This window comes from Proteiniborus sp. (assembly GCF_040308045.1).
GTDB lineage: Bacteria > Bacillota > Clostridia > Tissierellales > Proteiniboraceae > Proteiniborus.
On sequence record NZ_JAWRHZ010000040.1, the window covers coordinates 23,501 to 45,983 of the forward strand.

General features: G+C 31.9%; 17 protein-coding genes and 1 pseudogene. 16 read left to right on the forward strand and 2 right to left on the reverse strand.

Annotated features, from left to right (window positions below; all coding sequences use genetic code 11):
- The first annotated feature begins 87 nt into the window (after nt 1-87).
- The 7 genes from glmM to ABV008_RS07930 all read left to right on the forward strand — a co-directional run bounded on the left by glmM (nt 88) and on the right by ABV008_RS07930 (nt 10,135).
- Nucleotides 88-1,434, forward strand: a complete 1,347-nt coding sequence (gene glmM, locus ABV008_RS07900; RefSeq protein WP_352419280.1) for a phosphoglucosamine mutase — start codon at nt 88-90, stop codon at nt 1,432-1,434.
- A 430-nt stretch (nt 1,435-1,864) separates the two neighbouring features.
- The gene (glmS, locus tag ABV008_RS07905; protein WP_352419281.1) at nt 1,865-3,691 is read left to right on the forward strand and encodes a glutamine--fructose-6-phosphate transaminase (isomerizing); all 1,827 of its coding nucleotides are present in this window, start codon (nt 1,865-1,867) and stop codon (nt 3,689-3,691) included.
- Nucleotides 3,692-4,176: 485 nt separating this feature from the next.
- Entirely contained in the window at nt 4,177-5,481 is a 1,305-nt protein-coding gene (locus ABV008_RS07910; protein ID WP_352419282.1) for a YeeE/YedE family protein, read from the forward strand.
- Nucleotides 5,482-5,571: 90 nt separating this feature from the next.
- Nucleotides 5,572-7,272 (forward strand): FAD-dependent oxidoreductase, encoded by a 1,701-nt coding sequence (locus tag ABV008_RS07915; RefSeq protein WP_352419283.1) that lies wholly within the window; start codon nt 5,572-5,574, stop codon nt 7,270-7,272.
- Nucleotides 7,273-7,411: 139 nt separating this feature from the next.
- Nucleotides 7,412-8,197: an ABC transporter permease gene (locus ABV008_RS07920; RefSeq protein WP_352419284.1), complete on the forward strand. Its 786-nt coding sequence runs from the start codon at nt 7,412-7,414 to the stop codon at nt 8,195-8,197.
- A gap of 27 nt (nt 8,198-8,224) precedes the next feature.
- Complete coding sequence (locus tag ABV008_RS07925; protein ID WP_352419285.1) at nt 8,225-9,298, forward strand: taurine ABC transporter substrate-binding protein; 1,074 nt, start codon at nt 8,225-8,227, stop codon at nt 9,296-9,298.
- A 51-nt stretch (nt 9,299-9,349) separates the two neighbouring features.
- Nucleotides 9,350-10,135: an ABC transporter ATP-binding protein gene (locus tag ABV008_RS07930; protein ID WP_352419286.1), complete on the forward strand. Its 786-nt coding sequence runs from the start codon at nt 9,350-9,352 to the stop codon at nt 10,133-10,135.
- Nucleotides 10,136-10,240: 105 nt separating this feature from the next.
- Here the strand turns inward: ABV008_RS07930 and ABV008_RS07935 are convergent.
- A pseudogene (locus ABV008_RS07935) lies at nt 10,241-11,491 on the reverse strand (YeeE/YedE family protein).
- 178 nt (nt 11,492-11,669) lie between these two features.
- Here ABV008_RS07935 and ABV008_RS07940 point away from each other — a divergent pair.
- A complete protein-coding gene (locus tag ABV008_RS07940; protein ID WP_352419287.1) occupies nt 11,670-12,566 on the forward strand; it encodes a LysR family transcriptional regulator in 897 nt (298 codons plus the stop codon).
- Here ABV008_RS07940 and ABV008_RS07945 read toward each other — a convergent pair.
- Entirely contained in the window at nt 12,563-12,775 is a 213-nt protein-coding gene (locus ABV008_RS07945) for a sulfurtransferase TusA family protein (RefSeq protein WP_352419288.1), read from the reverse strand. The genes ABV008_RS07940 and ABV008_RS07945 overlap by 4 nt on opposite strands.
- 191 nt (nt 12,776-12,966) lie before the next feature.
- Here ABV008_RS07945 and ABV008_RS07950 point away from each other — a divergent pair, with 191 nt between their 5' ends.
- The 8 genes from ABV008_RS07950 (at nt 12,967) to ABV008_RS07985 (ending at nt 22,435) form a co-directional block, all read left to right on the forward strand.
- Nucleotides 12,967-13,287, forward strand: a complete 321-nt coding sequence (locus tag ABV008_RS07950) for a putative heavy metal-binding protein (protein WP_352419289.1) — start codon at nt 12,967-12,969, stop codon at nt 13,285-13,287.
- Nucleotides 13,288-13,625: 338 nt separating this feature from the next.
- Nucleotides 13,626-14,960 (forward strand): diguanylate cyclase, encoded by a 1,335-nt coding sequence (locus ABV008_RS07955; RefSeq protein ID WP_352419290.1) that lies wholly within the window; start codon nt 13,626-13,628, stop codon nt 14,958-14,960.
- Between the two features lie 241 nt (nt 14,961-15,201).
- Nucleotides 15,202-16,398, forward strand: coding sequence for an MBL fold metallo-hydrolase (locus ABV008_RS07960; protein WP_352419291.1), 1,197 nt, complete (start codon nt 15,202-15,204; stop codon nt 16,396-16,398).
- Nucleotides 16,399-16,508: 110 nt separating this feature from the next.
- The gene (locus tag ABV008_RS07965) at nt 16,509-17,495 is read left to right on the forward strand and encodes a copper amine oxidase N-terminal domain-containing protein (protein ID WP_352419292.1); all 987 of its coding nucleotides are present in this window, start codon (nt 16,509-16,511) and stop codon (nt 17,493-17,495) included.
- Nucleotides 17,496-17,685: 190 nt separating this feature from the next.
- Nucleotides 17,686-18,393, forward strand: a complete 708-nt coding sequence (locus ABV008_RS07970) for a TraX family protein (RefSeq protein WP_352419293.1) — start codon at nt 17,686-17,688, stop codon at nt 18,391-18,393.
- A gap of 45 nt (nt 18,394-18,438) precedes the next feature.
- Nucleotides 18,439-19,329, forward strand: a complete 891-nt coding sequence (locus ABV008_RS07975) for a GGDEF domain-containing protein (RefSeq protein WP_352419294.1) — start codon at nt 18,439-18,441, stop codon at nt 19,327-19,329.
- 39 nt (nt 19,330-19,368) lie between these two features.
- Entirely contained in the window at nt 19,369-20,619 is a 1,251-nt protein-coding gene (gene nagZ / locus ABV008_RS07980; RefSeq protein WP_352419295.1) for a beta-N-acetylhexosaminidase, read from the forward strand.
- 190 nt (nt 20,620-20,809) lie between these two features.
- A complete protein-coding gene (locus ABV008_RS07985; RefSeq protein WP_352419296.1) occupies nt 20,810-22,435 on the forward strand; it encodes an amidohydrolase in 1,626 nt (541 codons plus the stop codon).
- The last annotated feature ends 48 nt before the right edge of the window (nt 22,436-22,483 follow it).

The following is a 22,483-nucleotide window of genomic DNA, read 5'->3' on the forward strand; positions in this document are numbered from 1 at the left end:
CTTAAAACTTACATTTTTTGTTTGTAGATAGAGCGTAGTTGTGTTATTATTAAAAATGTAACAATTTTATATAGGGAGGATTATTTTATGGGAAGACTTTTTGGGACCGATGGAGTAAGGGGAGTTGCAAATAAGGAATTGACTTGTGACCTTGCATATAAAATAGGAAGAGCTGGAGCCTATGTATTAACAAAAGATAAAAAGGATGTAAAAATAGTCGTAGGAATGGATACGAGAATTTCAGGCGACATGCTAGAAGCGGCTTTAGTAGCAGGAATATGCTCAGTTGGTGCAGACGTTTTGTCAGTAGGTATAGTACCTACACCAGCAGTAGCTTATTTGACAAGAGCATTTAACGCAGAAGCAGGAGTTGTCATATCTGCTTCCCATAATCCAGTAGAATATAATGGAATTAAGTTTTTTGGTAGTACTGGCTACAAATTAAATGACAAAATAGAAGAAGAAATAGAAAGCTATATATTAGATAGCATAGAAGTACCATTAAATCCTATAGGCGAAGAAGTTGGTAGAAGAACAATAATTGACAACGGAGTAGAAGAGTATACCAATTATTTAAGGAAAAGCATTAGTGTAGATTTTAAAGGATTAAAAGTAGCTATGGACTGTGGAAATGGTGCTGTTTATAAAGCTGCTCCAAAACTTATAGAAGACTTGGGGGCAGACATAGAGGTAATACACAATAAACCAAATGGTATAAATATAAATGTGAATTGTGGTTCTACCAAGCCTGAAGAAGTACAAAAACTTGTTCTAAATACAGGCGCAGATATAGGAATATCTTTTGATGGAGATGCAGACAGATTAATAGCAGTTGATGAGAAAGGTAATATTGTTGATGGAGATCATGTCATGGCTATTTGTGGTATCCATTTAAAGAAAAAAGGGAAGTTAAAAAAAGACACTATAGCGGCTACAGTTATGAGTAATATGGGACTAGATATTTGTCTAAAAAAAGAAGGCATAGGTTTAGTGAAAACTAAGGTAGGAGATAGATACGTTATTGAAGAGATGCTAAACAGTGGATATTCTCTAGGTGGTGAACAATCAGGCCATATTATCTTTTTAGATCATAATACTACAGGAGATGGATTACTAACTGCCTTACAGCTTATATCTGTTATGAAAGAGACAGGCAAAAAGCTATCAGAACTAGCAAGTTCTATGACTTCATTACCACAAGTACTTATAAATGCACAAGTAAGTAATAAGAATAAAAATGCATATATGGAAGATGAAGTAGTGAAAGAAGAAATCAGAAAGCTAGAAGAAAAATTTCATGGAGAGGGTAGAGTACTTATAAGACCTTCAGGAACAGAGCCATTAGTACGTGTTATGATAGAAGGAAAGAACCAGGAAGAGATAACAGAGATGGCACAAAACCTAGCTCAACTTATAGAAGAAAGGCTTAAGTAAGGATTGGAAATATAATGAGTAAAGTTGTTTGAGTAAAATAGGGAGATTAACCTCCCTATAAAACTCAGTTTTTAATTTTAGGATTTTAATCTTAGGCCTTTAATTCTTAATTCTCAATTATTTTAAGGAGGTGATGCTATAAAATTAGAAATTACAACTGAATACTAAGCGCCAGAACTCAATGTATTGAGTTGACGAGGTCATGGTTTATCGAGGTTTTCGGCGGGTGCCATGCGGTGTTACTACCACCGTCAACGGTTGTACAAAACCTATAAGCAATTATAGGGACAAAAATAACTAAGTAGGTTTTAGTTCATTAATAAATGAGCATATTTTGTTGTGCCCAAAAATGAGTTTTTATAAAAAAGTTAGAATTTTACATTGAAAATGTTAATAATAATATTAAGACTTATAGAAAAGAGTGATAAAAATGTGTGGAATTGTTGGATATATAGGAATTAACGAAGCTTCGCAAATATTAATCGCTGGGTTAGAAAAACTTGAATACAGAGGCTATGATTCAGCAGGAGTAGCAATATTAAACCAAGGAATGCTTCAAGTAAGGAAATTTAAAGGAAGATTATCTGTATTAAAAGAAAACATAGAAGAAAAACCAGTAAAAGGTAGTGTGGGAATAGGACATACTAGGTGGGCTACACATGGAGAGCCATCTGATATAAATTCTCATCCTCATAAAAGTAAAGATAATAAAATAGCTGTAGTTCACAATGGAATAATTGAGAATTATTTAGAGATAAAGGAAGAACTTCAGAATCTGGGATATAACTTCATATCTGAGACAGATACAGAGGTAATAGTACATTTATTAGACTATTATTATAACGGTGATATTGTAGATACAGTGCAGAGAGTAACAAATAAAATCGAAGGTGCATATGCACTAGGAATAATCCATTCAGATAATCCTGATATGCTTATTGCAGTAAAGAAAGATAGCCCACTAATAGTTGGCATAGGAGAAAATGAAAACTTCATAGCTTCAGACATACCTGCTGTGTTAAATTATACAAGAAAAGTGTATATATTAGAAAATGGAGAAATGGCCATAGTAAAAAAAGACAGTATAAGCTTAATGAAAACAGATGGTACTCCAGTAGCTAAGGATGTATATAATGTTACATGGGATGTAGAAGCTGCCGAAAAAGTCGGATATGAGCATTTTATGTTAAAAGAAATCTATGAACAACCTAAGGCTATTAAAGATACATTGTTACCAAGAATAAATAAAAATGGAGAGATTAATCTAGACTCTATTAACATATCAGAGGAATATATAAAGAATATAAAAAGAATTTATATAGTTGCCTGTGGAACAGCTTATCATGCAGGACTTATTGGGAAAGACATGATTGAAAAACATGTTAAGATTCCAACTATAGTAGATGTAGCATCAGAGTTTAGATACAGCGAACCATTTATAGATGAAGATACCCTTGTAATTGTAGTAAGTCAATCAGGAGAGACAGCTGATACATTAGCAGCCTTAAGATTAGCTAAAGAAAAAGGAGCTAGAGTTTTATCTGTAACTAATGTAGTAGGTAGTTCTATTTCTAGGGAATCAGATGATGTGTTATATACATGGGCTGGTCCAGAGATTGCAGTAGCATCTACAAAAGCATATACTACTCAGATAGTAGCATTAACTCTTATTGCTTTGGAAATGGCTAAAAAGAGTAAAAATATAACTAATGAAAAAGGCAACATGATAATTGACGAATTAAAACAACTTCCAGAAAAAGTTCAAAAAATATTATCTAATGTAGAAAGCATAAAAAACATAGCAGATAAAATATATAATTCAGAAAGTCTATTTTATATAGGCAGAGGAATTGATTATGATGTGTCTAGAGAAGGCTCACTTAAGCTAAAAGAAATTTCTTATATTCACTCTGAAGCCATAGCAGCAGGAGAGCTTAAACATGGTACACTGGCATTGATAGAAAAAGATACTCCAGTAATAGCATTAGTAACACAAGATAAATTATACGATAAAATGTTAAGCAATATAAAAGAGGTAAAAGCAAGAGGCGCATATGTTGTAGCAGTAGCAAAAGAAGGAAAAACGGAAATAGAGAAGTCGGCTGACAAAGTAATCTACATTCCAGAAGTCATAGAAGAAATTTCTTCGGTATTAAGTATAGTTCCATTACAGCTACTGTCATATTATGTAGCGTATAAAAGAGGATGTGACATAGATAAGCCAAAAAATCTAGCAAAAAGTGTAACTGTAGAGTAGACTTCATATTTCCTGGGAAATTGCCGTCGAATCGTCGAATCACATAAACTTACTATCGCACAGGGAATCGCTTAACGCTAACAGTCACTATCGATGACTTTGAAGGAACGACCAGAGTTCATTTAATCGATGGTAGCGGTGGAGAACGCCTCTTTAGGTTCGACTGGAGAACTTCATAAAGCATATAAAAAGTCATGGATCTAATAGGGTATCAACCCATATTAGATTCATGACTTTTTTTAGAAACATTTATTTGTCAAAAGCTTAACTATATTTGCACTGAATTGTACTTTTATTGATTATGTAGTAGCAACTTTTAAAATCATAGTTTATCTTCTCTTGTATTTACTTTGTTTGTATAAGACTAATGAACTATCAAAATATCTAATGCAATATAAGTAAAGGTAATCATAAAAGAAAGGTTGTTTGTTATATAATAAACATAAAGAAAAATGTTAAAAAAAACACAATGAAGGGGGATTAGTGTGCAAACTACAGGAAAAATCAACAAAAATCAATTAATTATTGCTTTATTTATAATTATTCTTATAGCAATTTTGGGGAAACTTTTAAGTGGAACTAGTAGCAAATTAGGTCTTTATCTTATTACGGGAGTAGTTTTGGGATACATACTTACTCGTTCTAGATTTGGTTTTGCTGGAGGAATAAAGAGAATTTATGTTACAGGAGAAGGAAGTCTTACTAAGGCACTTTTAATTATGTTTGCTGTTACTATGGTTGCATCAGCAGGAATACAATGGGCAGCTGTAGCTAAAGGAGCAGTACCACAATTTAGAGCAGCTACTTCGGATTTGGTTATTCCTGGGAGTGCTTCTGTGCAGATTCTTAATATATCTACAATACTTGGAGGATTTTTCTTCGGTGTTGGGATGATACTTGCTGGAGGATGTGCTTCAGGTACACTTAGCGACTTAGGTGAAGGAGAAATTCGTTCTGCAATAGCTCTTCCATTCTTTGTTTTATTTACTATACCAGGTCATGCTTTAAGACATACAATTGCAGATTCGGCAATTGGAAAGATTGGTGCACAAGTATATTTGCCAGATGTATTTGGATTTATAGGAACTCTCATTATTTCTTTTGCGTTGCTATTAGTACTATATGTAATAACTAGGAAGTATGAAGATCTTAGAAAAAAAGAAGGGTTTTATGAAGAAACCGTGTTTGAGCCGAATGAATTACCGCTACCTGAAGATGAAGACTTCAAATTATTTAGTTACAAAACATATCATAAGTTCTTTATCGAAAGATGGAGTTTCTTTAAAGGTGGAATGTTATTATCGATAGGTTTTATTTTTGTATTGAATACAACAGGGAAAAACTGGGGAGTTACATCTACATTTACTAAGTGGGCAGTTGGACTAATACAAGGCCTTGGCATAGAAATCACCTCACCAGCTTTTGCAAGTATTGTTAAAGATGTAAATGCAGGACTATTAAATGATGGGGGAACGCTGAGAAATATAGGTATTGTGATTGGAGCGGCTATATGCTTACTTTTAGCAGGAAAATTTAGATTTAACTTTGATTTCAGATTAAAGGATACTATATTCTATGCTCTTGGTGGAGCGTTTATGGGTTTTGGTTCAAGACTAGCAGGTGGATGTAATCTCGGAGCACTTTACTCTGCAATTAGTAGCTTTTCATTATCTGGATGGGGTTTTCTAATTGCACTTTCATTAGGGGGAATTGTAGCTCTGAAACTATTTGAAGGAAAGATAAATATAATACCTCCAAATAGACACAAGAAGGCAAGCACAACACTGTAGTTTATAAAATAAGCAATTATATAGGTCTACTAGGAAATACTATAAATTTAAAATATAACTAAATTAAAATAATAAAGGGAGGAAAAGATTATGAGCAAAAGAATCCTAGTTGTTGGAGGAGTAGCAGGAGGAGCTTCTACTGCTGCGAGAGCAAGAAGATTAGATGAATCTGCAGAAATTATTATGTTTGAAAAAGGGCCTCACGTATCATTTTCAAACTGCTGTTTACCTAACCACTTGAGTGGAATGATAGAAAATAGCCAAGACTTAGTGCTTATGTGTCCAGAAAAGTTTAAGAGCCAATACAACATTGAAGCTAGAGTTAATAATGAAGTTATTAAAATTAATAGAGATAAAAAAACTATTACAGTGAAAGACTTAGAAACAGGGAAAGAATACGAAGAAGAGTATGATAAATTAGTGTTATCTCCTGGAGCTAATCCTATTGTTCCTAAAATTGATGGATATGATAAAGAACATGTTTTTACTGTAAGAAATGTTGTAGATATTGATAAATTAAATAGGTATGTGAGAAATGGCAAAGTAAAAGATATTGCAGTAATCGGTGGAGGATTTATTGGAGTAGAAGTTGCTGAAAACTTACAATTATCAGATGTAGATTTCAATGTAACTTTAGTAGAAGCTGCAGACCAAATTATGGCACCATTTGATTACGATATGGTTCAATTACTTCATAAAGAGATGATGGATAAGGGCGTTAATCTAATTGTAGGAGATGCAATCGCTAAAGTCGGAGATGACTATATCGAGCTTGCTTCAGGTAAAAAAGTAGAAGCACAAGCAGTAGTAATGGCAATAGGAGTAAGACCAGAAACTACATTGGCAAGAGAAGCAGGACTTGAAATCGGAGAAACAGGTGGAATTAAAGTAGATCATAATTATTTAACTAGTGACAAAGATATCTATGCAGTAGGAGATGCTATTGAAGTATATAATAAGCTGACTCACACTAAAGCAAGACTTGCACTTGCTGGACCAGCTCAAAGACAAGCAAGGGCAGCGGCAGACCACATGTATGGGATTCCACATAGAAATACAGGTGTTATTGGCTCATCATGTGTTAAAATATTTGACATGAATGCCGCTTCTACTGGATTAACAGAAAAGGCTGCACAAAAAGCTGGAATTCAGTATGATTTTGTTTATATTATTCCTGGAGACATTGTAGGAATTATGCCTGGAAATAGTCAATTCCACTTTAAGCTAATATATGAAGTACCAACAGGGAAGATATTAGGAGCTCAAGCTATAGGTAAAGGTAATGCTTCTAAGAGAGTAGATGTAATTGCGGCTTTGATTATGATGGGTGGAACATTAGAAGACTTAAAAGAATTAGAACTATGCTATGCACCAGCATTTAGTACTGCTAAGGATCCAGTGAACCATGCAGCTTTAGTAGCATTAAACATATTAAATGGACAGTTTAGACAAGTACCAGTTACAAAAGTACGAGAACTAGTTGAAAGTAATGCTTGTATTATTGATGTAAGAGAAAAAGATGAATATGTCGCAGGACATCTATTAAATGCTATAAATATCCCATTGAGCGAAATAAGACAAAGAACAACAGAAATACCAAAGGATGTACCTGTGTACTTACACTGCCGTTCAAGTCAAAGAAGTTACAATGCAATCATGGCACTACAACATATGGGATTCAAAAATCTATATAATATTTCAGGCTCTTATTTAGGCATATGTTGCTATGAATACTTCAATGACCAAGTATCAGGAAGAAAAAAAATAGTAACAGAGTATAACTTTAATTAATTTTACTATTGTATAAGGTAGATTAGTTTAGTCACTAATAAAAACCTTGTAGGCCGAATAAGACTTACAAGGTTTTTATTTACACATAAGTGAGTATCTTTTTTTCATGAGCTATAATGAGAAAAAGAGGAGGAATAAGATGAAAAAAGAGAAGAAGAGAATAAAAACTGGGAAAAAGTTGACCATTGGAACTTGGATTGTAATCTTAGGGGTTTGGTATTTTGTGACTAAGCTTAATTTGATCCAATCAGTATTAGTACCATCACCATATGAAGTATGGATTAGTTTTATAAATATATTAGAAGATGGTTATAACGGTGTTTCACTGATAGTACATCTTGGAATAAGTTTTAAAAGATTATTTATTGCTTCGTTTTTTGCTATTATAACCGCAATACCTCTTGGATTGCTAAGTGGATATTTTGATAAGGTCAGGGCAATTGTAGACTCTGTGATTCAATTTTATCGTCCTCTTCCACCGCTTGCTTATTATACCTTACTTATTTTGTGGTTTGGAATAGATGATACATCAAAAATCACATTATTATTTTTAGCAGCCTTCGCACCTATATATATTGCATGCGTGTCAGCAGTTACAAAAATTAATCAGGATTATATATTAAGTGCTGAGTCATTAGGAGCGAGTCATAAAAAAATATTTATTTATATAGTCTTGCCTGCTAGTATGCCTGAAATCTTCACTGGACTAAGGACAGCAGTAGGAGTGGCTTACACTACCTTGGTAGCTTCTGAAATGGTAGCTGCTACTTCGGGAATTGGATGGATGGTAATTGATGCATCTAGATATTTAAAAAGCGATGTTATGTTTGTAGGCATTATTATTATGGGGATAACAGGTATTTTTATAGATATTGCCTTAAGATTTTTAGAAAAGAAACTTGTATATTGGAAAGGATATGTTTAAATATTAAGGAAAGAGAGGTACTGTAAAATGACAAAGTCTATGAAGACTATGGTTTCAATTATTGTGATTTCTGTATTAATATTTTCACTAATTGGATGCAGCAACAATTCGGATATATCTGGTCAAGATAATAGCTCTAATTCATCTTTGCCTAAGCAAGTAAATATCGGTATTTTGAGAGTACCAAATGATGAAACTATAGCTATTTCACAAAAGATATTTGATGAATATTTTACTGATAGAGGGATTAAATGTAATTTCATTGTCTTTGATTCAGGAGTAGAAGCAAACAAAGCTTTTGCTTCAGGAAGTATTGATTTTGCAACTATGGGACATACAAATGCAGTAGTGGCTTTAGCTACAGGATTAGATGTAGAGCTAATATGGATTCATGAAGTTCTTGGAAAAATAGAAGCTTTAGCAGTAAAAGAGAATTCTGGTATTAATAGCATAGGAGAACTGGCTGGTAAAAAGATAGCTACTCCTTTTGCTTCAACATCTCATTATAGCTTATTAAATGCTCTTAAAAATGAAGGAATTGAAGATAAAGTAGAACTTTTAGATATGCAGACAGCAGATATTGTTGCAGCATGGGAAAGAGGAGATATTGAAGCAGCATACACTTGGCAGCCTTCTTTAGGGAAATTGTTAAAGGACGGGAAAACAATTTTAAATAGTGAAGATATGGCAAATCAAGGGTATGTAACAGCAAATGTGAAATTAGCTAGGAAAAAGTTTGCAGAACAATATCCTGATTTAGTTGCTTCTCTTATTGCCTATTTAGCAGAAGGAGCAACGATATACAGAGATAATCCAGACGAAGGAGCAAATATTGTAGCAGAAGAGCTACAAATTGAATCAGAGGATGCACTAGAACAGATGCAAGGTTCTATATGGCTTACACCAGAAGAACAATTAAAGGAACAATATTTAGGTACTAGTGATTCAGTTGGTAAATTTGCAACAGTTATGAAAGATACAGCTGATTTCTTAGCAAAACAAGATTTCATAAATAAAGTTCCAACACAAGAAGAATTTAATGAGTTTTTAAATCCTAGCTATATTGAAGAAGCAATAAAGATTCTAAACGAACACAACTAAAGAAGAATTGAGGAAAAATTATATCATTGCCTTACCATGGAGGGAAAATGTATGGGAAAAGAAAAAAACGGAGAAATAATTATAGACGTTCAAAATGTAGGATTGACCTATGAAACTAATTCAAGACCAATTACAGCTATTGAAAACATAAATTTACAAATAAAAAATGGAGAATTTTTGTGCGTTCTAGGACCTTCTGGATGTGGTAAAAGTACCTTATTAAAAATAATAGCTGGCTATTTAAAACCTACTATTGGATCATGTCTGATGCAAGGAGAACCCATTATAGGGCCTGATTGGCATAGAGGAGTTGTCTTTCAATCACCTACCTTATATCCATGGATGAGCGTAAGAAAGAATGTTGAATATGGTCCTAGAATGAGGGGGATTCCCAAAAATGACATAAAACAGATAGGAAATCATTTCTTACAACAAGTGGATTTAATAGACTATAGTGACAAGGCAACATTTGAGCTTTCTGGTGGTATGAAGCAAAGAGTTGCACTGGCTCGGGCATTAGCTAATGAACCAGAAGTTATACTGATGGATGAACCTTTTGGCGCCTTAGATGCACTTACAAGGGTGAACATGCAGACTCTAATTCGAAATATTTGGCAGAAAACCAATAGTACAATTTTCATGATTACCCATGATATAGATGAAGCATTATCTCTCGGGACAAGGGTTATAGTTATGTCTAAAAATCCTGGTAAGATTTTAAAAGAGTTCAGCCTTAGTTTCACTTATTCAGCTATTGGAAGTAAAAATGGTCGTGTAAAAGTTGGAGAAGAGTACATGAGAATTAAAGAAGAAATATTAGATATAATTAGCCAATAGAGAAACTCATATCAGGTTAAATTCAATGTTTTTAGCTACAAGGAATCCAAAACAATTTTTTGATTTAATTTGGATTCTTTTTTATTTGAGCACATAAATATAACATCATAAAAAAAACTTAACTATTATCTTACTACCAATAATAGCACCTATAAAAATGAAAAAACCAAAAACCCATCCAGCTAAAGAAAGAGAAGCTATACCACTATATAAGGCTCCAATATTGCAACCAGAAGCTAGCCTAGAACCATACCCCATTAACAGCCCTCCAAGACAAGCTGCTATTATTTGCTTTTTAGATTTTATTTTTCTAAATTTAAACTGAGATGCCATTAGTGATGCCAAAAATGCACCAACTATTATCCCAAGATTTCTAATGGATTTAGGGTCTTTTAAAAAACCTGCTTGAAGAGTTGCTTGGCTGTTTTCTGAATTGAAATAAAACCAGCCTGATACATCACCTCCAAAAGCTTCATATACCCATGCTCCCCAGTTAACTAATGTAGAAGAAATTCTCCATGGTTCACCTGTCACGGCTAAAGTGACTATCTGAAATAATGATAGAAGAATTGCTCCAGTGACGTATGTCCAAGAATTCTTAAACCATTTAAGATAATATTTATTATCGTTCAAGCTCAAGGCTTATACCTCCCTATATATTCTTTAATAATCTTGACTTTTCTTTGATTCCCATTTATCAGCAATAATATAAATAAAGGCAATAAATATTAACTGTATTGCTAAAGCACCAAACCATCCAAATATATCTGGTAGAAAAATTTTCTTTGAATTTGAAATAAACGTGTTATGCCACCATCCAAAGTCGTGTGCTCCCCAAAGAGAGCCTACAATGAAGAAAAATAGAGTCAATATTTGCATTTGAAAGCCTTCCCCAGTCCTCATAAGAATACCAGAAGCACAACCACCAGCTATAACCATTCCAATGCCAAAGAGGATTCCTCCTACTATAGTTGCAATACTTATTGGAGCAATAAAACTTTGACCTGGAATTGCTTGATTATTTATATAAGCTCCATATTTAATTGCAGTAAAGCCTATGCTTGTTATGGCAAAGGCTATGAGCATAGCCTTTGTTAAGGATGTACCACCAATTAGATAAGGATCTCTTATAGCAGCTACAAAGCAAAATCTTGATTTTTGCAAAATAAACCCAAATGCGATGCCAGTTATCCAAAAAAAACTAAGAGTTGATGAAATAGACCCTAGAAATATTCCAAAAAAAATAATCAAAAATATAATAAATAAACCAAAAGGGATTTGACTTTTTGGCTTATTATTTCTACTAGAAGCAAGCTTCTTTTTAATACTCGATACTTCATTAAGATTTTTGTTCATAAAACCACCTCAAGTTTTAATTAATGAGATTTTATAGTTTAATTATATCATAAATGCTTACTAATTTTTATTTAGGGTAAATGAATACGGTATTTAAAAATTATATACTTCTGTTATTTATCAAATAATAATATTATAATATAATTAGTATTACATTTACAGAGGAGCTGAGTTAAAAATGAATATTGAGTACCTGGATTACTTTTATAAAGTTGCCACAATAGGAAGCATATCAAAAGTAGCTAAAAGTGCCCACATATCTCAATCTGCATTAAGCCAGCAGATTTCAAAGCTGGAGGAAGTTTTGGGCTGCAAATTATTAGATAGAAGTAATAAAGGTGTTGAATTAACAGACAAAGGCATCATTGCTTTAAAATATGCTGATAACATAGTAAGAACATACGAAGCTATGATAGGGCAATTACAGCTAGACAACGAAGAAGCCCGAAACATAAAAATAGAGGCATGCTGGTCGATTGCTACTTATTCTTTACCATGTGTCATGTATAAAATTAAAAAGAAATTTCCAAGACATAATTACAAACTTAATCCAAATGAATCAGATTCAATTGAAGAAAACGTTTTGAATAATATCTGCGATATTGGAGTTATATATAGTAAACCCAAAAACCAAAGTCTATCATACCATAAAATAGGTATGGATAGGATTGTTCTAGTATCTTCAACAAATTATAAAATGCCTGATGAAATCGATTTCAAGAGTTTAATAGAATATCCTTTTATTCTATTAAATGATAAAATGCATGTTATAAACCCTATTGCAGATAAAATGAAACAATCAAAGTTAAAAATTGATGATTTAAAAATTTTATACAATAGTGATTCTGCAGAGTCAGTGAAATTATCAGTATTAAACGAATTTGGTATTGGATTTTTGCCATATACATCAATAAAAAAGGAGTTATACAATAAGCAATTGAAACTAATAAATATTATAGATTTTTCTATAGAGTATGATATGTATTTAATATATGACAAGGAAGTAAAAGAACATAAAGTGCTTAATGAATTTATTGAATACTTTAAGAAGATTGCACAGAAAAATTTATGCTAAGGCTTTATAATGAAAATCTCCCAGACACCATTAATTACTTCATCGTATGTTATTTCATATTTTTTGAAATTATTCATTACAGATTCTAAAACACAGCTATGATCAGTTACAACTTTTACAGTATCACCAGAATTCAGAGATTTAAGGGCTTTTCTGGTTTTTAAAATTGGAATAGGACACATATCGCCAAGACAATCTATTGTTTTCACAAAAATAACCACCTTAATAAGCATAATAATTTAGATATAAAGATTATATCATAAAATACTTTTCACAATAAGCCTAAAATAACTTAGATAAAAAAGGTATTCGAGTTATATACATTTAAACTCAATATAAGTGAATTATAGTAAAAGATATAAGTATATTATATTATGAAAATAAAATAGGAGGGGATAGAATGATAATAACTACAACACCAAATGTAGAAGGCAGAAAAATTAGAGAATACAAAGGGGTTATTTTCGGAGAGGTAATTTCAGGAGTAGATTTCATCAAAGACTTTGCCGCAGGACTTACAAACTTTTTTGGAGGACGTTCTCAATCATATGAAGGCGAGCTGATAAAAGCCAGAGAAGATGCGCTAAGAGAATTGGAAAAGAGAGCAGCGTCATTAGGATGTAATGCTGTTGTTGGAGTTGACATTGACTATGAAGTACTAGGTCAAGGTGGAAACATGCTCATGGTCACAGCCTCAGGAACAGGTGTAGTTCTAGAATAAGGGAGAAATAAGAAACGACAAAAGAAAACTCTTTTGTCGTTTCTTTATACAAATTTTAAGATAGTCAAAATAATCCAAAGTTTACAAGACGTATATGCATCCATAAAGCTGTTATTTATAGATTAGTTTACTTTTTAAAAATATTATAAAGAAGGTTATGAAGTGGTATATTTGCACTTTTCTTCTAATGAGATTTTGCATAAAACTGGATTGCTATTGCAAAAATGAGCTATAAGTCCTATAATTATTTAATAAGACTAGACAAAAAGACCTATTCATTTTAAGTTTTGACATAAAGCATCATAAGTTTATTTGGATTCAATGAGAGGAAGACAAAAATGGCAAAACTATTATCTTTAAAAATAAATAAATACTATAAAAAACATTTTGTTTTTTTAATGGTTTTGTGGATAATATCCTTATTTTTATTATCTACATATTCATTTCGTAAACTTACGCTTGATGTTAGGAATGAATTAGGAAATAAAGCAATGATTGTGGCAATAGATATTGCTGAAAGGTTTGATATACAAGAAAATGATTTAAATAGATTACTGTCTTTAGAATTTAATCAATTACTTAAAAACCCTATTAACGTTGAATTTGAAGAAGAGGCTAGGGCTGTAATGGATTATTCAGATATAAAATATATATATCTTTTAGTTCCTCTAAAGGAATCACAAATAAAATACAAAGTAGAAGAAGGTGAAGAAACAATATTTGATGCGCCTGTAGGCACTTCATTAGATGTTATTTACTTATTAGACGCAGTAGAAAGCTATGAAACTAGAATGAAAGACACTGATGGGAATTGGTATAGAGACAAAGATAGGTATAGTGTAGCAGGTAGCGAATATAAAAAAGTATTGGAAAGTGGACAACCTGTTTATAAAATTAGTTCTGACAGATGGGGAACTTTCATTACTGGATATGCACCATATTATGATGCTAATGGTAATGTTATAGGCTTAATAGGAGTAGATATTTTACTTGACAATTATATCTATTCTGTAAGAAAATACTTATTTATCATCCTTGGATTTGTTGTTTCTAACATTGCCATAGGTATATTAGCAATATTTTTAATGCTTTCAGTTAGAAAGTCAGACAAGCAAGCCTATGAGAAAAGCATACTATCTTGTACAGACGATCTTACATTAATTTTGAATCGCAGAGGATTTTTAGAAATACTTAATGAAGAGCTTCAGAAAAGTTATCTAGGAAAAAAATATATATCTTTACTATTAATAGATGTGGATTACTTTAAAGAATACAATGATGCTTTTGGGCATTTAGCTGGGGATGCTGCACTACGAAGAATAGCTATGGTACTAGAAAACAGAGCTAAGGAATATGGAGGATTTTCTGGTCGTTATGGCGGAGATGAATTTTCTATTTTGCTTCCTGATACTTGTGAGAAAAAGGCAAAAGAAGTAGCAGAGAATATTCTAGATGATATAGCAAAATTAAATATTGAGAAAGAATCTTCCTTTGGAGTTATTTGTAACACGGTAAGCATAGGAGTAATAAGTCTTATTCCTAATAGTGAAACTACAATTGAAACGCTAATTGATTACGCTGATACAGCATTATACAAATCAAAAAGATATGGTAGAAATAGAGTACATGTTTGGAAGAAGAATGTATTAAATAAAAGTGAACAAGATAGCTAAATAGTTTTCTTAGATTAATCATTATAACAGATAGAATACTTAGCTATTGCTTGAATACGAGCAATAATATAACTTAAAGAAGTGAGATTGATAAAGCTGTAGATTATCTTGTTTTTTATGATGTTTACAGCTTTTGTTATTGTCCAATATGTTATAGAATAATAATATCAATGTTTAAATAACACAAAAATGATGAATATATAATAAAGAAACACGCAATGAAATTGACAGGAGGAAGATTATGAGCTACAAGATAAATGATGTGGTTACTTGGATAGGAAAGATTCATTGGGATTTTGGACAGGTTCTTGGAAAAAAGCTATCTACAAGAATAGGAACTACATATAATTCCTTTTTAATTAGAGACGAAAAAAATGTACTAGTAGATACTGTATGGAAACCTTTAGGAAAAGAATTTGTTTCTGAACTAAAAAAGGAAATTAATCTAAAGGATATTGATTATATAGTTATAACTCATGGAGAAGTAGATCATAGCGGTGGATTGCCAGATATTATGGAAGAAATACCAGAAACCCCTATATACTGCACTGCAGCAGCTATTAGTTCCTTGAAAGGACATTTTCATAAGGATTGGAATTTTATTCAGGTAAAAACAGGTGACGAATTAGTTATTGGAGAAAGAAAATTAGTTTTCTATGAGTCTAAAATGCTTCATTGGCCAGACAGTATGTTCGTTTATATGACTAAGGACAATATACTTTTTAGTACAGATGTTTTTGGACAAAACTATGCAGTTGATGAAAGTCTATTGTTTGATGATTGTGTTGACGAAGAAGAACTATATCAAAGAGCGTTGAAAGTCTATGTAAATATCTTTGCACCCTTTAGCCCAATAGTAAAGAAAAAGATTCAAGAAATATTAAGCTTAAATCTTGACATAAAAACTATATGTCCTAGTCATGGAGTTACTTGGAGAAAAAAACCAGAGTATATTATAGACAAATATGCACAGTGGTCAGATAACTATACAGAAGAGCAGATTACTATAGTATATGATACTATGCGTGGTGGCACTGGGAAAATGGCGCAACACATTGCAGAAGGTATAAAGCAGATTAATCCTAATATGCAAATAAAGCTTTGCTTTTTAGGCGATATGGATAATACTGATATAATAACTGAGATTTTTAAATCTAAAGCGATTTTAATAGGTTCACCTACTATGAATAATGGAATATTTCCTTCTATAGCAGGGCTTTTAGAGCTAATAAAAGGCTCAAAGCTTAGAAATAAAAAATATGCTGCTTTTGGCTGTTATGGTTGGAGTGGAGAGGCTGTAAAGCAAATAACTGAAGAACTTAAAAGATATAAACTTGAGGTAGTAAATGAAGGAATTAGGGAAATGTGGGATCCGAGCCAAGATGCAATAATTAGGTGCATAGAGTTTGGGAGGAAATTTGCTACGGAAATAGATTAAAACATAATATCTCTAAAAAATATAAAAAGTATATATTGTGCGGAACTTTTGATGAATAATCCCGTCAAATTATTGTAAGTAATAATTACAGAAAAGAAGGGAGAATTCAAATGAAAAGATCAACTAAAATTGTGGGAACATTATCATTAGCCTTAGCAATGACATCAACTATTTCGCCAATCTATGCATCAATGGGGCAAGAACCTTTGATCATAGAAGAAAGTTCTTTGATTTCTGAAAACAGGATTATATCCTCAGTCGACTCTTGGGAAGAAAAGATAAATTATATAAATTTCGAGGGTGTTATTAAAGAAATTAACCCTAAAGAAGGCTATGTATCTGTTTCGTTGACAAATGACAAAGAAGGTGAAATCGTAGGAGTATTTAATATATCTGATAACACTATGATAGTAGACCAGTCAACAAAAGAAAGTCTAAAAAGTTCTGAATTAAAAGTAGGACAGAAATTAAGTGGATATTATAGCAAAGACACAATAATGTTATTGATATATCCACCTATGATTAGTCCAGAACTAGTTATTGTAAAAGATGAAGAGGAAAAAGATTTTATTAAGCATTCTAATTTTGATGAGGAATTAGTAAGTGTAGATAACTCTCTAAAACTAAATATTTCTGCTGAAACAGTTATAACAAATCAATTCGGGGAAAAATGTAAAGAAGAAGAATTATATAATGAGGATTTAATAGTTTTCTATACAGTTACAACTAGAAGTATTCCAGCTCAGACAAATCCAAGTAAAATAATTGTACTTAAAAAACAGCCAGATGAGGATGTTATTGATACGGAAAATGGTGAAAACACTGAAATTGCTGAAATGATTAAGGCAGACAGCTATAAAAAAGAAGAAACTGTAATGGTACCCCTTAGGATAATTGCAGAACATTTGGAATATGAAGTTAAATGGAACAATGAAAATAGAAGCATTCTTTTAGTGAAAGGAAATAGTTCGTTTACAATGAGTATAGGAAAAGAAGATTATGGATATAACAAAAGCCTAGGAAAGTTTGAAAAAGCTCCAGAAATAAATAATGGAAAAACTTATGTTCCACAATCTTTTATAGACGCATTGAAATAATTTTAAAATAGTAAAACCTCTTAGACTTACTGATTTTCTATTTAGGAAAGTAAATCTAAGAGGTTATTTTTGTTATATTTAATTATTTTAAGGCAACTATTGAAATATGAGAATGATATTGGGAAAATGAAATGCTATAATATGCTTATATCTATTAATATTAAAAACTAGAATAATTTGAGGTGACATAATGAAACTAAAGATTTTCAGCGGTTTTCAGCTTAAAATAATAATGGCTGTACTGATGCTAGTTGATCATATTGCTCAATTTATACCTAATATACCTATTTGGTTTCACTATTTAGGTAGAATTGTTGCACCTATATTCTTTTTTATTCTTGTTGAAGGTTTTATACATACAAGAGATAGGCAGAAATATATGAAAAGACTATTTTTATGGGGATTTATTATGTACGGAGGCTCTAGACTTTTAGAGTTTGTGCTTCCATATGAGCAAATGATTCCAAACAATATTTTTCTATCATTGGCTTCTTGCTTTTCACTTTTATACATTATAGATATTAGACAAAAGGTTGATGAGAAAAAGGACAAGACTAAGTTTACTATATATGCCATAACAATTGGTTTCTTATCATTATTTACTGAGGCTTCATTTTTAGGCATAGGAATGGTTCTTATTTTCTATTACTTCAGAGATAACAAAGTAGCTTTTTCAATATCATATATAATTTTATCATGTATATTTTTAATAGGGGACATTACCTACGAAAACCTATTTTTAATTAACTATCAGTGGATGATGGTGTTTTCGCTACCTTTCATGCTTATGTATAATGGAGAAAGAGGAAGAAGCCTGAAATATTTCTTTTATGTTTTTTACCCTACTCATATTTGGGTATTATATATTTTAGGTTATTTTTTAACCAAATCTAATTAACTATTTTGGGTAATTGAATACATATTCTGAAAGGAAGTATTAAAGATGGACAAAGCCATAATGCTAGAAGAACTGGAGCTTCATCTAGATTTTTTTAAAAAAATGTACCAAGCAGTAAGAACTGTGGATCCTTCTAAGAAAAAGGTAATGGATTATCACGATAATTGTATGAAGGGAACGGAAGCTACTTGTTATTCATATTGGAATAATAATGTTATTTGTGAAAATTGTATTTCTATGAGGGCCTATTTAAATAAAGATACAGTATATAAGCTAGAATATGTAGCAGATAAGCTTTTCATGGTTACAGCAATGCCTATAGAGACAGCAGACTGTATAGTTGTTTTGGAGCTTCTAAAAGATGTTACTAATACTATGTTGATAGATACTGGAGACTATAATAATATACACGACATTAAAAACTATATATGTAATATGAATGACAAGGTAGTAAAAGATGACTTAACTAATCTTTACAATAGAAGATTTATAGCCGAAAGACTACCAGTAGATATTATCAAAAGTACTATCAGTGAAAAGCCAATATCTATTATAATGACAGATATTGATCAACTTAAAATGATAAATGATATCTATGGACATATAGAGGGGGATTTAAAGGTAAAAGAATATGGAAGCATATTATCTAACTCTGTTAGAGGAGACAACGATTGGGTTGCAAGATATGGTGGAGATGAATTTTTAATATGCCTGAATAATACAGATAATGATACTGCCTATCAAATCGCTGAAAGAATAAGAAAAGACATTGAAAATAATATTTCATCAATAGGAGATAATGATATTAAGATTACTGGCTCTTTTGGAATATGTACTGTAGATAGAGAAAAGATTACTGCCGAAGAAATGATAAGAATTGCAGATAAAAAGCTATACGAAGCTAAAAGTAGCGGAAAAAACAAAGTATGTAGATAGAACTATAATATATGTAAATTTTATGAAGGATGAAAAAAGATGAATAAGAGAAAAGCCTGCAGTTATATAGCTTGTTTGATATCTTTATTTCTATTAATAGGATGTTCAACTATAGATAAGAGTAAAGATTTAGTAGAAAATAATATACCCAGCACAGAAGAAAATCAAGGTAATATTCAGACTCCAATAGAGGAAATAGATCCAATAAAGGAGCAAATCAAAGAAATGTCATTAGAAGAAAAAATAGGTCAAATAGTTATGGTAGGGCTGGAGGACTATACACTAGATGATAATTCGAGAAAAATGATTGAAAACTATTATGTTGGTGGCTTTATCATATTTAGCAAGAATGTTGAAGATTCTGCTCAGCTTTTAAGTTTGATTAATTCACTTAAAGAAACAAATTTTAAAAATAGAATACCGTTATTTATTTCTATAGATGAAGAAGGCGGAAGAGTTAGCAGAATACCAAAGGAAATCAAAAAGCTTCCAGCAAACAGAAAAATAGGACAGATGAATAATAAAGAGCTTTCTTATAAAATAGGAACCATATTAGCAGAGGAACTAAATATGTTCGGCTTTAATATGGATTTTGCACCTGTTTTAGATATAAACAGCAACCCTAAAAATCCAGTAATAGGAGATAGAGCCTTTGGAGCTGAGCCAGATATAGTAAGTAATTTAGGAATTCAGACAATGAAAGGCATACAGTCAGGTAGGGTTATTTCAGTCATAAAGCATTTCCCAGGACATGGAGATACCTCAGTTGATTCTCACGTAGGACTACCTACAATTGACCATGATTTAGAACGACTTAAGAGCTTTGAACTTGTGCCATTTAAAGAAGCAATAGACAATGAAGCAGATGCAGTTATGGTAGCTCATATTTTACTAAGTAAAATAGATTCTGACTATCCTTCTTCTCTATCAAAAACTGTTATTACTAATATTTTAAGAGAGGATTTAGGATTCGATGGAGTAGTTATTACAGACGATATGACAATGGGGGCTATATCTGAAAACTACGAAATAGGAAATGCAGCCATTAAGGCAATAAATGCAGGAAGCGATATTGTATTAGTAGCCCATGGCTTTGAAAATAGCATAACTGTAATAGACTCTATAAAAGCAGCAGTAGAGAATGGAGTAATACCTGGGGAAAGGCTGGATGAGAGTGTATATAGAGTATTGAAGCTAAAGCAGAAATATAATATCCTTGACCAGACAAAAGATACAATTGATGTAGAAGAAATAAATAATATAATTAAAGAAATACTGGATGAATTTTAAAATTTTTATTCAAATATATTAAAAGCATGGATTTTACAAAAAACCATGCTTTTTATGATTTGATTAACTAGCCCTCACTTAAGGTTGCATTGGAAAAAGGTAGAATAGAATTTTGATTAGGAAAATAAGGTTGCCAGTAAATATGATTTGTGGGAATATATAATTAAAGTAGAAATACGGGGGTGAAAATGTGGATTTAATATTAATCAATGGCAGGATTCATACAATGGATTTATCTAATCCGATAGCAGAGGCCGTAGCTATTAAGGAAGACAAAATATTTAAAGTAGGGCATAATGACGAAATACTATTTACTAAAGATGAAAACACTATAGTAGTGGACCTAAAGGGAAAAGTAGTGGTGCCAGGCTTTAATGATAGCCATATGCATTTACTAGGCTTTGGATATTTTTTAAATATGGTTGATTTAAGTAACTGCAGGTCAATAGATGAAATAATAGAAAAAACTAAAGAGTATATAAAAGAAAAAAATATTAAAGAAGGTAAATGGGTACGTGGAAGAGGATGGAATCATGACTATTTTGAAGCTGAAAAAAGATTTCCATCTAGATATGACCTAGACAAAATATCTACAGAACACCCAATAGTATTGACTAGGGCTTGCGGGCATATATGTGTTGCAAATAGTAAAGCTATTGAAATGGCAGGACTGAATAGGGAGACACAGCAAGTAGAAGGTGGACATTTTGATGTAGATGAATCGGGTGAACTTTTAGGAATATTTAGAGAAAACGCACTAGATTTGATATACAGTATAATACCAAGCCCTAAACATGATGAGATAAAGAAAGCCATAAAGGATGCAATGGTTTATGCAAACAGTAAAGGACTAACATCAGTTCAAACTGATGATTTTGGTAATATACCAGGCTATGACTTTAAAGAAGTCATAAAAGTTTACAATGAATTAAAAGAAAGCGGAGAGCTAACTCTTAGGGTTTATGAGCAATGTTTACTACCAGAGATAAGACTTCTTAATGAATTTATAGAAGCAGGATACGGAACAGGTCATGGAGATGAAATGTTTAAAATAGGTCCATTAAAGCTTTTAGGTGATGGATCCTTAGGAGCTAGAACTGCTGCATTATGTCAGCCATATGCAGATGAACCTTCTACTAAAGGAATACTTGTATTTACCCAAGAAGAATTAGATGAATTAGTAAAAACAGCACATAATAATAAAATGCAGGTTGCAATACATGCTATAGGAGACAAGATTATGTATATGGCCTTGGAATCTATAGAGAAGGCTTTAATGGAAAGCCCTAGATTAAATCATAGACATGGAATTGTACATTGCCAAATAACTGATGAGGCATTACTCAATAAATATAGCGAATTGAACGTGATTGCTTATATACAACCTATTTTTCTACATTATGATATCCATATAGTAGAGGAAAGGCTCGGGAAAGAAAAAGCAAAAGAAACCTACGCTTTTAAAAGTATGCTTGACAAAAATATTAATATTGCACTTGGAACTGATTGCCCTGTAGAACCTTTAGATGTAATGCCATCTATATACTGTGCAGTTACTAGAAAGGATTTAAAAGGATATCCAGAGAAGGGTTGGTTACCAGAAGAAAAGCTTACAGTAGAGGAAGCTATTTATAATTACACAATGGGGAGCGCCTATGCTTCTTTTGAAGACAATATTAAAGGCTCTATAACAGAAGGAAAGCTGGCAGATATGGTTGTGTTGTCTCAGGATATATTTGAAGTAGAGCTAGATACTATAAAAGATATAGAGGTAGATATGACTATTTTAGGGGGAAAGATTGTTTATAATAGCTGATATTAGGAAATAATCGGTTGTCTTGATTTTTAAAATTGGGGCAGGTAT

What these genes read in the sequence shown, in the direction of transcription:
- glmM (WP_352419280.1), top strand. Translation starts at nt 88, where the DNA reads ATGGGAAGACTTTTTGGGACCGATGGAGTAAGGGGAGTTGCAAATAAG.
- glmS (WP_352419281.1), top strand. Translation starts at nt 1,865, where the DNA reads ATGTGTGGAATTGTTGGATATATAGGAATTAACGAAGCTTCGCAAATA.
- ABV008_RS07915 (WP_352419283.1), top strand. Translation starts at nt 5,572, where the DNA reads ATGAGCAAAAGAATCCTAGTTGTTGGAGGAGTAGCAGGAGGAGCTTCT.
- ABV008_RS07920 (WP_352419284.1), top strand. Translation starts at nt 7,412, where the DNA reads ATGAAAAAAGAGAAGAAGAGAATAAAAACTGGGAAAAAGTTGACCATT.
- ABV008_RS07925 (WP_352419285.1), top strand. Translation starts at nt 8,225, where the DNA reads ATGACAAAGTCTATGAAGACTATGGTTTCAATTATTGTGATTTCTGTA.
- ABV008_RS07930 (WP_352419286.1), top strand. Translation starts at nt 9,350, where the DNA reads ATGGGAAAAGAAAAAAACGGAGAAATAATTATAGACGTTCAAAATGTA.
- ABV008_RS07940 (WP_352419287.1), top strand. Translation starts at nt 11,670, where the DNA reads ATGAATATTGAGTACCTGGATTACTTTTATAAAGTTGCCACAATAGGA.
- ABV008_RS07950 (WP_352419289.1), top strand. Translation starts at nt 12,967, where the DNA reads ATGATAATAACTACAACACCAAATGTAGAAGGCAGAAAAATTAGAGAA.
- ABV008_RS07955 (WP_352419290.1), top strand. Translation starts at nt 13,626, where the DNA reads ATGGCAAAACTATTATCTTTAAAAATAAATAAATACTATAAAAAACAT.
- ABV008_RS07960 (WP_352419291.1), top strand. Translation starts at nt 15,202, where the DNA reads ATGAGCTACAAGATAAATGATGTGGTTACTTGGATAGGAAAGATTCAT.
- ABV008_RS07965 (WP_352419292.1), top strand. Translation starts at nt 16,509, where the DNA reads ATGAAAAGATCAACTAAAATTGTGGGAACATTATCATTAGCCTTAGCA.
- ABV008_RS07970 (WP_352419293.1), top strand. Translation starts at nt 17,686, where the DNA reads ATGAAACTAAAGATTTTCAGCGGTTTTCAGCTTAAAATAATAATGGCT.
- ABV008_RS07975 (WP_352419294.1), top strand. Translation starts at nt 18,439, where the DNA reads ATGGACAAAGCCATAATGCTAGAAGAACTGGAGCTTCATCTAGATTTT.
- nagZ (WP_352419295.1), top strand. Translation starts at nt 19,369, where the DNA reads ATGAATAAGAGAAAAGCCTGCAGTTATATAGCTTGTTTGATATCTTTA.